Source organism: Shewanella sp. SM87 (assembly GCF_025653705.1).
Classification (GTDB): domain Bacteria; phylum Pseudomonadota; class Gammaproteobacteria; order Enterobacterales; family Shewanellaceae; genus Shewanella; species Shewanella oncorhynchi.
Genome location: NZ_JAKKSC010000003.1, coordinates 201,402 through 215,141 on the forward strand (window position 1 = coordinate 201,402; position 13,740 = coordinate 215,141).

A 13,740-nucleotide genomic window follows, 5' to 3' on the forward strand; every position below is an offset into this window, starting at 1 on the left:
CTGTGTTTATCTGCTTAGCCAAGCTCGCTTTACTCTGTGATAAAGTCAGCATAATCAATTTGATAGTATTATCACAACACTAAAAAGAACAACACAGGAGTGATGGCATGAGTACAGTAGCCTTTATCGGTTTAGGTAATATGGGCGGCCCAATGGCGGCCAATTTATTAAAAGCAGGCATGACGGTTCGCGTCTTTGATTTAGTCCCAGAAGCTATGCAGCAATTGGCCGAAAAAGGCGCCTTAGTATCAAGTACCGCCTGCGGCGCTGCAGCGGGTGCAAGTGTGGTGATTACTATGTTGCCTGCGGGCAAGCATGTGAAAAGTTTATATTTAGGCAATGGAACAGACAAAGGACTCCTAGAAGTAGTTGCAGGTGATACCTTGCTCATCGATTGTTCAACCATCGATGCACAAAGCGCACAATTAGTGGCAGCTGAAGCGGCTAAAAGTGGCATCGAGTTTATGGATGCACCGGTTTCTGGCGGCACGGCAGGCGCGGCAGCGGGTACTTTAACTTTTATTTGTGGTGGCTCGGATAACGCTTTTGAACGTGCGCAGCCCGTACTTAAGGCTATGGGTGTGAATATCTTCCACGCAGGCGGTCCAGGTGCGGGGCAAGTCGCGAAAATCTGCAATAACATGCTGTTATCTGTGTTGATGGTCGGTACTTCCGAAGCCCTGCAAATGGGCGTCGATCATGGCCTAGATCCCAAAGTGTTATCCGACATTATGAAAGTCAGCAGTGGCGGAAACTGGACGCTAGAGAAGTACAATCCCTGCCCAGGCGTGATGGAAACAGTGCCTTCTTCTAAGGGCTATCAAGGTGGCTTTATGGTAGATTTGATGGTCAAAGATCTCGGTCTGTCACAAGAAGCTGCATTATTGAGCAACTCTAGCACGCCAATGGGCGCTTTAGCCCGCAGCTTGTATGTTAATCATGCAAGACAAGGCAATGGTCGCCGAGATTTTTCCAGTATATTTGAACAATTTGCACCACTTAAAAAATAGACACAGATAACAAGGGATCACCAGATGGATTTAAAAGATAAGGTTGTCGTCATTACTGGCGGCGCGGGTGGCTTAGGCTTAGCAATGGCGCAAAATTTTGCGCAGGCGGGTGCTAAGATAGCGCTTATCGATGTGGACCAAGAAAAACTCGAGCGAGCCTGCGCTGAGCTTGGATCGGACACTGAAGTCCAAGGTTATGCCTTAGACATTACCGACGAAGAAGATGTCGTCGCGGGTTTTGCCTATATTCTCGAAGATTTTGGTCAAGTGAACGTGTTAGTGAACAACGCCGGTATTCTGCGTGATGGCATGTTAGTCAAAGCCAAAGACGGCAAAGTCACTGATCGTATGTCTTACGAGCAATTCCAATCGGTGATCAATGTGAACCTGACCGGCAGTTTCCTCTGTGGCCGTGAGGCCGCTGCGGCCATGATTGAATCGGGTCAAGCGGGGGTGATAGTTAACATCTCTAGCCTTGCTAAAGCGGGTAATATGGGTCAATCAAATTACGCGGCCTCAAAAGCGGGTGTTGCGGCTATGTCCGTCGGCTGGGCGAAGGAGTTAGCGCGCTACAATATCCGTAGTGCAGCCGTAGCACCAGGTGTGATTGCGACCGAGATGACGGCGGCAATGAAGCCAGAAGCGTTGGAGCGTTTAGAGAAACTCGTGCCTGTTGGCCGCTTAGGTCATGCCGACGAGATAGCTTCTACCGTACGTTTTATTATTGAAAACGATTATGTTAACGGTCGTGTGTTTGAAATCGATGGTGGTATTCGTCTTTAGAGCGATATCTTATTGATTTGCATAAAAACCGAGCTTAGGCTCGGTTTTTTTATAGGGTAAATAAAGATAATGGTTCTTATGCCCTAGCTTTCGGATTTATTTAGATTTCACTGTTGGAGTTGACATTTAGTTGTTAACCTTCAACAATCGCTCTCCCGTTTTTTTACATAACTTTACAAACATGTTGATCACATGTAATGGAGCTTGAAATCCGGATGTCTTGGCAGGAAAAAGCCCACTGGCTTGAGAAAATCACTAAGCGCATGATGTTGATCGTGGGTATCTTAGGGTTGGTTGTGATTTATTGCGGTTTCTTTTTTCTGCTCTTTAGTGGCCGCTCTGTGGCCGTGATCCCATGGTTTTTTCTTATCTCACCTTGGGTGTGTATTTATTTTGGTTTAACGCAAGTACAACAAGTGCAAGTGGTAAATTGGTTCTTAAAAAAATTTAAAAAATAACTAATTTACACATAACTCATTTCTGCAAGTTCATATTTTGTTTCGGTTTGTGCAGTTGGCAAACATTGGGGAGAAACAATGAAGCTACATGGATATTTATGGATGCTGGGGGGCTTATTTTGTTTAGGTGCTTGCGAGCGCTCGAACAAAGAGACGCCGCATCTTAGTGATAATGGCGCGCGCATAGTTGCGCCCTATGGTAGTTGGCAGTCTCCGCTATCGGCGACTGAAGTTTTTGAGCAGGCCGATAATGTGGCTGAGTTGCAAAGCGTTGATGGTGCTATTTATTTCTCTGAATCTGATGGTGAAAAACAAGGCCAAGTCGGGATCAAACGCCTCGACCAACGTGGAAAAATTACCGACATAGTGCCGCCTGCGTTTAATGTTAAATCCGCCGTTCATGAATACGGTGGTGCCGCCTTTTTGGGGATTGGTCAGAGTCTGTTTGCCACTAAGGCACAGGACCAACTGTTTTATCGTTTTGCCCCTAATCAACCCCCTTTGCCTTTAACGCCAAATGGTACTCGCCATGCAGATTGTATTGCTTACCCCAAAGGGTCGAGGATTATCTGTGTGCGCGAAGATCATCGTCAAGCGGGTGAGCCTAAGGCGAGTCTTGTTACCATTAATCTTAATTTTGCCGGTGAAGGCGATACTTTTGTTTCGGGCCATGACTTTATTTCTTCGCCAGCCATCTCGCCCGATAACAGCCAACTGGCGTGGATCACGTGGGAACATCCCTATATGCCATGGGATAATAGCGTGCTCTGGCTTGGGGATCTGGACCGTAAAGGACAATTACACAATATTCGTAAGGTAAACACGCCCGCAGATTCTTCGGTGTCGCAGCCGTTATTTAGTCCTGATGGGCAATTGTATGTCGTATCGGATATCAGTAACTGGTGGAATATCTATCGAGTCACGGCACAAAATACCTTAGACCCAGTGCTAAAGAAAAAGGCCGAGTTTGCGGTGGCTGATTGGTATTTAGGCAATCATAATTATGCCTTTGAATCCGAAAAAACGATTATTGCCAGTTATATGCTTGGTAGTCAGGCCGTTTTAATTAGACTGCATCTAGATTCAGGCCTGACCGAATCTTTGGCCGTCGACTTTGGTGAAATCACCCAAGTGATCCGTGGGGAAGATGCTGTTTATTTTGTCGGCGCTAAGGCGACGCCAGAGAAGGGCATTTATAAAGTGATCGGTCGTGGTACTGAGTTGGTGTATACCCCTAATTTACCAAAACTTAATCCCAACTATATCTCCCGTGCTAAAAATATTACTTTTAAAACAGGTGCTAACCAGCAAGCTTACGGTTATTTTTATGGTCCGGTTAACCCCAACTATACTGCGCCTAATGATACCCGTCCGCCCTTGATTGTAATGTTACACGGCGGACCTACGGCGCGGGCGAGTCTGGCTTATCGCAGTGATATTCAATTTTGGACCAGCCGAGGTTTTGCGGTTCTCGATGTTAATTTCCGTGGCAGCAGTGGTTTTGGCCGTGCTTACCGTCAAAGTATCTACGGAAAATGGGGCCAAGTTGATGTGGAGGATGCGGTCAATGCGGCCCGTTATTTAGTTGATAAAGGTTGGGTTGATGGACAAAAGCTGGCGATTCGAGGTGTTAGCGCTGGTGGGTTAACTGTGATGTCGTCCTTGGCATTTTATGATGTATTTCAAGCGGGGGTGAGCTATGCGGGGATCAGTGACTTTGAACAGCTCGCCAAGAGTACCCATAAATTCGAGACTGGCTACTTAGATCTGCTTATCGGCCCCTATGGTGAAAATCAAGCCCGCTATAGGGAACTGTCGCCCCTGCATCACCTTGAAGGATTGAATGAGCCTTTATTAATTTTTCAAGGATTACGTGACCAAATCGTACCACCACAGCAGTCGCGGCAGATTTATGAGGCGTTAAAAGTGAGAGGCGTACCCACGGCTTATATCGCTTATCAGGATGAACCCCACGGCGGTTGGAAACCTGAGCACAAGGCCGCAGGATTAGAAACTGAGCTGGCATTTTATGGGCAAGTGTTTAACTTTACCCCAGCGGGTAAGCTTGCAACACTGGTACTGGATAACGCCGCGGCGCTAAAGCCAACCATAGTGAGAAGTCAATAACGCGGTATTTACCGTTATTGAACTTGGCCATCGTTATTGCGATTGGCTTTTACTGCAACACTCAGAGCCAGCATTTTGTTGGCTCTTGTGATTTTCATGGCTGCCATGAGTCTCGTGACTTAGGCTGTCGATAATGGCGCAATGGGGCTGATCGCCGCCTTGGCATTGGGTCACCATGTGCTGTAATTGCGCCCTAAGCTGCTGTAGCTTATTGATTTGCTGCTCGACATAGGCAAGGTGCGTTTGGGTAAGCTGCTTAACGTCCTCGGCATTACGGCTTTCATTGCCCTTAAGACCAAGCAAGGATTTGCAATCCTCTAGGCTAAAACCTAAGTCGCGGCATTGATGCACAAACTTAAGCGCTTCAATATCTTGATGGCGATAAACTCGATAACCCGCCCCATTGCGCTCGCCGCACACTAAACCAATATCATGGTAATAACGGATACTCTTAACACTTAAGCCCGTTTGTTTCGCCACTTCACCTATCTTCATTTTGACCTCTATTTTTCTAACTGAATGGTATCACCCATTTCGCCCAGCAATTAATTGTCGATGTGATCACATTGAGCAAATTCATCCTTGACTCTCCAGTGATGGGAGACTTTATCTTAGACCTATAGTGTGAAACATCAAGTGAGGGATCTCCCATGTCTATGACCAGACTCTATGTCGCCAATATGAATTGCGCTGGTTGCGTCGCAAAAATTGAAAAGGCGTTTGCCGCCCAAGCGGGCGTTGAAGCGCGTGTGAATCTCGCCGATAAGCAAGTGACGGTTGAAGGCAAGATGAGCGCTGATACCGCCTTGGCTGTGATGGCAAATGCGGGTTATCCGGCGCAGGTCGTTATTGATGCTAAAGTCGCCGCCGAAGAAAAACGCCTTGAAGATGCCGCCGAGTATCGACTGCGGATGCGCCAAGCTATAGCCGCGCTCGTTGTGGGTGTGCCCATGATGCTGTGGGGATTACTGGGCGGTGAAATGATGATCAACAGCCCAAATCTGCAGCTAGGCTGGGGCATCATGGGACTGGTCACTTTGGCTTTACTCATCACCACAGGCGGACATTTTTATCAAGGTATGTGGCGGGCGCTCAAAGCCAAAACCACCAACATGGATACGTTGATTGTGCTGGGCACCAGTACCGCGTGGGCTTATTCCATGTTGGTGGTCATTATGCCGAGCGCATTCCCTATGGATACCCGCCATGTGTACTTTGAGGCGAGTGTGATGATCTTAGGTTTGATTAACTTAGGTCATGGACTCGAACTCAAAGCGCGGGGCAAAACCAGCGAAGCGGTGCAGCGACTGCTCGGGTTGCAATCCACTACTGCGATTCGTATTACGGATAAGGGTGATGAAAAGGTTGAGATAAGTCAGTTGAAACTGGGCGATAAGCTGCGTTTGCGCCCCGGTGACCGAGTTGCCCTCGATGGTGAGGTCGAAACGGGGCAATCCTTGCTCGATGAAGCCATGCTCACAGGTGAGCCTATTCCCGTGCTTAAAAATCGGGGAGATAGTCTGAGCGCGGGCACAGTCAATGGCAATGGCAGCTTAGTTTACCGAGTTACGGCTGGGCAACAAGATACTAAGCTCGCCAAAATCATTGCACTGGTGCAACAGGCACAAACGTCAAAATTACCCATAGGTCGATTGGCCGATAAGATCTCCGCGGTATTTGTCCCTACTGTGGTGGCAATAGCGCTACTGGCGGCGGCTATTTGGTATTTTGCAGGTCCAGCGCCCGCCTTAAGCCATGCGTTAGTGGTGCTGACGAGTGTGCTTATCATAGCTTGTCCCTGTGCGCTGGGGCTGGCTACGCCTATGTCTATCATGGTGGCTGTGGGCCGCGCAGCCCAAATGGGCGTGTTAGTCAAAAATGGCGAGGCACTGCAAACCGCCAGTAAAGTTGATTGTGTGGTGCTGGATAAAACCGGTACGGTCACCTTAGGTAAGCCGCAAGTCACTGACTTTGTATTAGTACAAACACTGAGTGATGCCGATAAAGAAACCTTGCTGGGCGAAATCGCAAGCCTTGAGCAGCACTCTGAGCATCCGTTAGCGGGGGCGATTATCAGTTATGCCAAGGAATCACTCCCACAATTACCCGACACACAGGCATTTACGAACCATCAAGGAAAGGGGATTGAGGGCAAGGTCGATGGCGTATCGCTGGCGATTGGTAATCTTGCCTTGATGACTGCATTGGAGATTGTCAATTCCGATGGCAGTGCCTTAGATCCTAACGCGACATTAAGTTTTGCGCACCAAGGTAAAACCCCGATTTATATCGCTAAAGCGGGCAAGTTAGTGGCCACTATTGCGCTGGCTGATCCGATTAAACCCGATGCCAAAGAAGCCATTGCGGCCATGCTGCAAAGGGGCATTCGCGTGGTGCTGTTAACGGGGGATAACCCACAAACGGCGCAGGCGGTGGCCGACCAAGTGGGCATCACCGAAGTGATTGCTGGTGTACTACCCGAGCAAAAACAACATTATGTGCTGGATTTACAAAAGCAAGGGCATGTGGTGGCTATGGTAGGGGATGGTATTAATGATGCGCCAGCTCTGATGAGTGCCGATGTGGGGATCGCGATGGGATCGGGCACTGAGGTGGCGATTGAAAGTGCGGACATCACCTTGCTGTCGCAGCAATTGATAGTGATTGCTAACTTATTGGCATTGTCGCGGGCGACGATTACCAATATTAAGCAGAATCTGTTCGGCGCCTTTGTGTATAACAGTTTGGGTATTCCGGTTGCGGCGGGCGTGCTTTATCCACTTACGGGCATGTTATTAAGCCCTGTGATTGCGGGTGCAGCCATGGCTTTGTCTTCACTGACTGTCGTCACGAACGCCAACCGCTTAAGACGGCAGAAGTTATAAGCTGTCGATACCTAAGCTAACTTAAAATGTTGAAACGGGTATCTTGAGTTAGCTTAGGGCTATGTCCACATTAGCACTTACTGCATAAGCCTTTAGCGTCGGCAAGCTTTACGACGCTAAGGGTCATCAGATTGTCATTCTGCTCGAATACATTGAAAGCTAAGCCAATAGGGTAAAATCAATTACGCTTCTCATACAGGCATAGTGCGGCGATTTCGGCATTCCCTCTGGCTTTTGATCCGCCTTGGTAGTTGATAATTTAGCCCAAACTGCTATAGTGCCACGTTTATTTTTACCCCTTCGGCATAGCGTTATTTGGTTTATGCTTATTTAAAGCGGCGCCAGCGGGCTCGGCCAACATTACTCGATTTGGAAGTTCATTTTGATCACAACAGCAAATATCACCATGCAGTTCGGCGCTAAGCCACTGTTTGAAAACATCTCAGTTAAATTTGGCGGTGGTAACCGTTACGGTCTTATCGGCGCGAATGGCTGTGGTAAATCGACCTTCATGAAGATCCTGTGTGGTGATCTAGACCCTAGCAGCGGTAACGTCTCGTTAGATGTGAATGAGCGTCTGGGTAAACTAAGCCAGAACCAGTTCGGTTATGAAGAATTCAACCTGATCGATACCGTGATCATGGGCCACCGCGAACTGTGGAAGGTAAAGCAAGAACGTGACCGTATTTATTCTTTACCCGAAATGAGTGAAGAAGATGGCATTACCGTCGCCAACCTAGAGATGGATTTTGCTGAGATGGACGGTTATACCGCCGAATCTCGTGCTGGCGAATTACTGTTAGGTGTAGGTATCGGTATCGACAGCCATTTTGGTTTGATGTCTGAAATCGCACCGGGTTTAAAACTGCGTGTATTGTTAGCGCAAGCCCTGTTCTCTGATCCAGACGTGCTGCTGCTTGACGAACCTACCAACAACTTGGACATCGACACTATCCGTTGGTTACAAGACATGTTGAACCAACGTAGCAGTACTATGGTTATCATTTCGCACGATAGATATTTCTTAAACTCTGTCTGTACGCACATGGCTGACTTAGACTACGGCGAACTGCGCGTTTACCCAGGTAACTACGACGAATACATGCAAGCAGCGACTCAAGCTCGCGAGCGTTTATTGTCTGATAATGCGAAGAAAAAAGCCCAGATATCTGAACTGCAAACCTTCGTAGCACGCTTCTCGGCTAACGCTTCTAAGGCGAAACAAGCTACATCACGTGCTCGTCAAATCGACAAGATTAAGTTAGATGAAGTAAAAGCCTCTAGCCGTGTGAACCCCTTCATTCGTTTCGAGCAAGAAAAGAAATTGTTCCGTAATGCCTTAGTGATTGAAAACCTAACTAAAGGCTACGACACTCCGTTATTCAAAGACTTAAACTTAATTGTTGAAGTGGGCGAGCGCATTGCGGTATTGGGTGAAAACGGCGTCGGTAAAACAACCCTGTTACGTACCCTTATCCACGATATTCCGCAGGATGCAGGTACTATCCAATGGTCTGAAAACGCTAACATTGGTTACTATGCACAGGACCATGAGTCTGATTTCGCTAACGAAATGACGCTGTTCGAGTGGATGAGCCAATGGCGCAAGCCAGAAGATGACGACCAATCGGTACGTGGCATCTTAGGCCGTATGTTGTTTGGCTCTGACGACATTAAAAAGTCAGTCAAAGTGCTGTCTGGTGGTGAGAAAGGTCGTATGTTATTCGGCAAGCTCATCATGCAAAAAGCCAACATTTTAGTGCTCGACGAACCGACCAACCACATGGATATGGAATCGATTGAATCATTAAACAACGCGCTGGAAATGTACGAAGGGACCTTGATTTTCGTGAGTCATGACCGTGCATTCGTATCGTCTCTGGCAAACCGTATCCTTGAAGTCACTCACTCAGGCGTGAATGATTTCAGAGGCACTTACGATGAGTTCCTTGCCAGCAAAGGCATTGAAGTCTAACGCTATTTGTTATTTAGCTGCATGTGTAAATACATGCATTTAAATACATGCATTTAAATACAGTGCAGCTAAATGCAGCATCAATAAAAACGCCGCGATTCATTGCGGCGTTTTTATATCCATTGGCTGTCTTTTTATCTAGCGATTAGCTTTTCGCGCACTCGATTTTAGCGCATTGGCGGCACTCGTTAGGGCGCTGACTCTTGCTGCACATAAATCAAATTGTCGGTATCAAAGCCGCGTGCTTTAGACATTTCAACAAACTTTTGCAGCACCTCGGGTGGCACAGTCGGGGTTTTAGCCAATAGCCACAAATAACCCGTGTCGGGTCCCGATATAAAAGCGTATTGATAGTTTTCATGATCTAATTCGAAGACCACATACGATCCATAAAATGGCCCAAAGAAGGAGACTTTTAAATAGCCTTCTGAGTCCCCATTCACAAAATAGGCTTTTCCTTCGGCTTCTTTCCATTCGTTTTTAGCCGCTGAAAATCCACGGTTAATGACCCTAACACCACCATCCTCTTTCAGGCTGTATTCTGCGCTAACTTGGCTTAACCCTCTTTCGAATGAATGATCTAATCGTGCAATCTCGTACCATTTACCTAAGTATTTATTCAGCTCAAAATCATTCACGGGTTGAACAAGTTTAGGCATGCCTAAGCAACCGCTGAGCAAAAATATACTGATGACTAACAGTAGCTTTCTCAATTTGACCTCCTGATCTTAAGTCTTAGTCGCACGTCTTAAGTGCAATGTTCAATCAATCCTCTATCGAGCTTACACTATTTTCTTCACATTATTTCAGCTACTTGGCAAAGTGTTGTTGGTTAGCCGCTCGTAATCAATACTTTGCGCTGACTGATAAAGCCTTGGCTAATGCCGGCCAGAAGAATTAAGCCGACACCGCTTAATTGCATTGGACTCAAGGTTTCACCAAATATCCACCATGCTAGCGTCACTACGATAACAGGTTCCACATAGGCGAGGGTGCCAAAAGTGACAGCAGGCAATTGGCGTAGGGCTTTTACCGCCAGCAAAATGGCTAAAAATCCGGGGAAGAATCCAATCGCAATTAACCAACCCATTTGTGGCAAACTTGGCGTCAGCGGTGCATTTATCACTAAGGGCAGTAGGCATAAAGCGCCGACACTAAGCTGCACTAAAGTGCTCTGGTAGGGCGAACTCAGACTCGGTTTTCGGTTGATTAACATAAAACCGCAGTAGGTTAATAAAGCGAGTAGGGCATAAAAATAGCCTAATAATTCAGTGTGATTGCTCGCTCGCTGCGGCCCTGTTGGGATCATTAACATAAAACCCATTAGTGCGACGACCACGCTTGCCATGCTTAAGCGGGTGAGTTTCTCGGCAAAGAAATGATGGGCGAAAATAGCCGACACCACAGGGGCTAAGTAAATAATCATGATCACATTGGCCATTTGGGTGTACTGAATGGCTTCAATGTAAAACGCCATAAAACCCGCGAGCATAATGCCATTCACTAAGGTACGTTTACTGGGTCTATGGCGAATTTGATGGCCTTTACCTGTAAGCAGCATATAAGCCAATAGAAATAGGGCACCGAGCAGTAAGCGGTAGAAGGTAATGTGTTCGGCGGGCAGGGCGGCAAAGCGCGCTAATACACCGATTGTGCCCATAAGAATGGCCGCCAATAGGGCAAAAATGATAGCTAAAGCTGAGCTTGGCATAGGCAACCTGTAACTGAAGAATTTAAGGGCGACACCGTCCTGTGGACGGCGTCGATTTTGCCTTAAAAACTCACCCTAGGCTATGCCGATGTATTAACTTAGATAATGCTTTTACGTGAGCGGAAATGGTTAAAGCTATCTTGGCTGTAGGCCGCCTTAATCCGTTTTAACGCGGCGTAGTTATGGTCGAAGTACACATCAGTGGGGATGGCCTTATCTTTGAAACTGATAAAAGCGCCCGAGGTGTTGGGGATGTCATAGTTTCGGCTGGCATCAATCCAATCGAGTGCACGATTGATGCGGGTAAACACTTGGCTATCCTGCAATTGTTGTTTCTCTTGCAGGGCGTTATTCCACCAAGTTTGATATTGAATCGTGTATTGTCTGTCCTTGTAGGGGAAGGCGCTGCGACTCTTTTGCTCTTCGCCCATAGTGCGATAATAATCACCAGTTATAGCGCCAAGGGTAACATAGGTAAATAGCCCCAATTGGCGATTACCTTCAAGCACATAGCGAGAGGTTAAGCTTTCAAGCAGTGGCTTATAACCGTCCCTGAGCCCCGTTTGATTCACTAAGCGCGAGGTGACTTTATGGGGCGCGGGTTCATCCACATCGGTTGGATTAGGTGAGCGGTTTATGCCTTGTAAGTCAGCTTGCAGATGATGAAAAGATTCCCTTTCCCAACTGGGCATAAGGTTTTCACCGTAGGCTTTGGTGAGTCCGCCCATACCCTCAATGCGAATATCATTGGGGACTAGGCCAAATTCATTAAATTGTGTCTGGATAAAGTGGTTTAGGCTGGCGGAATTGCCCTCCCAAAAACCATACATCAAGCAGTTATGCTTAATCGACTCAGTGTCTATGTGTGGTGTTTTGTGTTGTTCTACGGGTAAATGTTTGGCATTAATCTTGAGATTAGTGCCAATCAAACAGCCAGTGCTGTCGGCATTTATGATGGCTTCCCAGCGCTGTAAAATGTCTTTAGTTGGGGTGTGCTCAATAAGTTCATGGGTTTGTTTATCGTAGCAATTCCATTCTAATTCAAACTTGATAAGGCAAGGCGGTAGTGGAAAGGTTTGCACAAAAAAGCGGGTCACAATGCCATAACTTAACCCACCGCCACCCTTGAGCGCCCAGAGTAACTCAGGTTTATTGGCAACAGAGACGATTTGAGTTTCACCAATGCCGAGGACGATTTCTGCCTGTAATAGGGATTCGCAGCACATGCCGTGTTTGCGGGTCCAAGGTCCTGAGCCACCGCCCATAATAAATCCCGCTATAGCAACACTGCCACAGGTGCTATGGGGGATCATCACGCCTTGTTTGGCAAGCGCAGTGGTGAGATTGATAAAGCGATTGCCAGGGCCAATGGCCGCAATACCTGTGATGGGATCTAAAGTGAGGCTATCCATCTTCAGCAGATCTAACACTACGGTATTCGTTTCAGTGCTTTCACCTTCGTGATCATTCCCACCTGAGCGCACGCTGATTGGCAAGTTATAATCGATGGCCGCCTTATAGGCGATTTTGACTTCTTCAGTTGACGTGCATTTGATGATCGCCAGTGGTTTTTTTTGTAATCTGCGGTTGAACAGTTGGCAAGCCTGTTGATAGGCAATCATTTGCTTACCTGTGCTGACCGAGAGTTGCTGCTCACTATAATAATGGCCACCGGTAATAATATTGTCGGCCGGAATGTGTGCGCGAACTTCATTGATGAAATTAACAAAGTTTTTGGCTTGAGTGATCACTAAGTTTTCACTAATACGCACTTCAGCACTTAATTCTTCTTCGGTCGATTGAATAATCAAACAATCCCGTTCGAGTTCATTTGCAACGGTGAATTTAATATTAGAGCGATAGGCTGTCAGCGATTTAAACACTTCAACATTGAGTGTAATATCCGCTTGATTACTCGCCGTGTAATTAACTAAATAACTAAAATTAGGCCAAGTGTTATAGTTACATTCAATAATATAGGCTCGGCGTTCGTGGGGTGGAATAATCTTAGGCAGTTGTTGATTATAAGTGTTGCTATCCGTAGTGGTTTTTATGAATTGATATTCAGTGTCATTAAATATGACCAGCAGCACTTTTTGTCTTTTAAGTGGGATAAAGTTTTCACCACGAATATTATGTGCATCTTGATGCTGGTAAATATAAAGGTTATTTTCGCTAATCGATCTTTGTTGCGCTGGATTACGGTAATAGTCAACGATTTCAGTTCGGGTTAATAATCGATTAAGCAAGGTGATGCCAAATATTTCACCATCGAAATGTGTATCGCGATGATTCGGTAAAGACACGTTTTCAATTAAAAATTCATTGTCGGCAACCAGTGACAGATTATTGAGTTGTGTATGGGTAATTTCACCATCTACATAACAACTGATTTCATGGTATTCATGGCAGATAGACAATAAGTGCCACTGACCGTCGTTAAGTCCACCTAAGGTTGATATTGCTTCAACCCGCAGCAAGGTGGTATTAATCACGCATTCAATATGCCCTAGTGAATTAATATCCACCGCGAAATAGGTATCTTCCCTATCAGTTTTATAATGGAACACACGCCCACCTGCGCTGGTTTTCAACCAACACTGGTAAGTGAATATGGCAAGGGGTGACGTGCTCACGGGTAAGCTTTTTTCAATCACTGCCCGTATATTTCTTGATGCCTCAAGCTTGTCCATATTCATGCGTCCTTTCGTGTGCTTTGCGTGTTTTCCTCAATGCGCTAAAGCGCCTACTGAGGTCATTCATCCCGTTGTTAATCAATTGCGGATAACAA

10 protein-coding genes are annotated in these 13,740 nt (G+C 46.6%); 6 read left to right on the plus strand and 4 right to left on the minus strand.

Features of this window, described 5'->3' with window-relative positions; translation table 11 throughout:
• The first annotated feature begins 107 nt into the window (after positions 1 to 107).
• The 4 genes from mmsB (at position 108) to L5M11_RS03840 (ending at position 4,378) form a co-directional block, all read left to right on the plus strand.
• A complete protein-coding gene (gene mmsB / locus L5M11_RS03825) occupies positions 108 to 1,010 on the plus strand; it encodes a 3-hydroxyisobutyrate dehydrogenase (protein WP_113938927.1) in 903 nt (300 codons plus the stop codon).
• Between the two features lie 24 nt (positions 1,011 to 1,034).
• The gene (locus L5M11_RS03830; protein WP_011846385.1) at positions 1,035 to 1,793 is read left to right on the plus strand and encodes an SDR family oxidoreductase; all 759 of its coding nucleotides are present in this window, start codon (positions 1,035 to 1,037) and stop codon (positions 1,791 to 1,793) included.
• 215 nt (positions 1,794 to 2,008) lie between these two features.
• Positions 2,009 to 2,251: a hypothetical protein gene (locus L5M11_RS03835; RefSeq protein WP_028760560.1), complete on the plus strand. Its 243-nt coding sequence runs from the start codon at positions 2,009 to 2,011 to the stop codon at positions 2,249 to 2,251.
• A gap of 78 nt (positions 2,252 to 2,329) precedes the next feature.
• Positions 2,330 to 4,378 (plus strand): alpha/beta hydrolase family protein, encoded by a 2,049-nt coding sequence (locus tag L5M11_RS03840; RefSeq protein WP_028760559.1) that lies wholly within the window; start codon positions 2,330 to 2,332, stop codon positions 4,376 to 4,378.
• 33 nt (positions 4,379 to 4,411) lie between these two features.
• On the opposite strand, the gene L5M11_RS03845 is transcribed toward L5M11_RS03840, so the two are convergent.
• Positions 4,412 to 4,873 (minus strand): MerR family DNA-binding protein, encoded by a 462-nt coding sequence (locus tag L5M11_RS03845; protein WP_263184646.1) that lies wholly within the window; start codon positions 4,871 to 4,873, stop codon positions 4,412 to 4,414.
• A gap of 155 nt (positions 4,874 to 5,028) precedes the next feature.
• Between L5M11_RS03845 and L5M11_RS03850 the strand changes: the two genes are divergently transcribed.
• Together L5M11_RS03850 and L5M11_RS03855 are read left to right on the plus strand one after the other, a co-directional pair.
• Entirely contained in the window at positions 5,029 to 7,263 is a 2,235-nt protein-coding gene (locus tag L5M11_RS03850) for a heavy metal translocating P-type ATPase (protein ID WP_263191399.1), read from the plus strand.
• A gap of 382 nt (positions 7,264 to 7,645) precedes the next feature.
• Positions 7,646 to 9,238, plus strand: coding sequence for an ABC-F family ATPase (locus L5M11_RS03855; protein WP_219250205.1), 1,593 nt, complete (start codon positions 7,646 to 7,648; stop codon positions 9,236 to 9,238).
• Between the two features lie 188 nt (positions 9,239 to 9,426).
• On the opposite strand, the gene L5M11_RS03860 is transcribed toward L5M11_RS03855, so the two are convergent.
• From L5M11_RS03860 to L5M11_RS03870, 3 genes are all read right to left on the minus strand, one after another.
• Complete coding sequence (locus L5M11_RS03860) at positions 9,427 to 9,951, minus strand: lipocalin family protein (protein WP_106650068.1); 525 nt, start codon at positions 9,949 to 9,951, stop codon at positions 9,427 to 9,429.
• Positions 9,952 to 10,070: 119 nt separating this feature from the next.
• Complete coding sequence (locus L5M11_RS03865; protein ID WP_263184642.1) at positions 10,071 to 10,949, minus strand: DMT family transporter; 879 nt, start codon at positions 10,947 to 10,949, stop codon at positions 10,071 to 10,073.
• Between the two features lie 98 nt (positions 10,950 to 11,047).
• A complete protein-coding gene (locus tag L5M11_RS03870; RefSeq protein WP_263191401.1) occupies positions 11,048 to 13,642 on the minus strand; it encodes an FAD-binding protein in 2,595 nt (864 codons plus the stop codon).
• Positions 13,643 to 13,740: the final 98 nt, after the last annotated feature.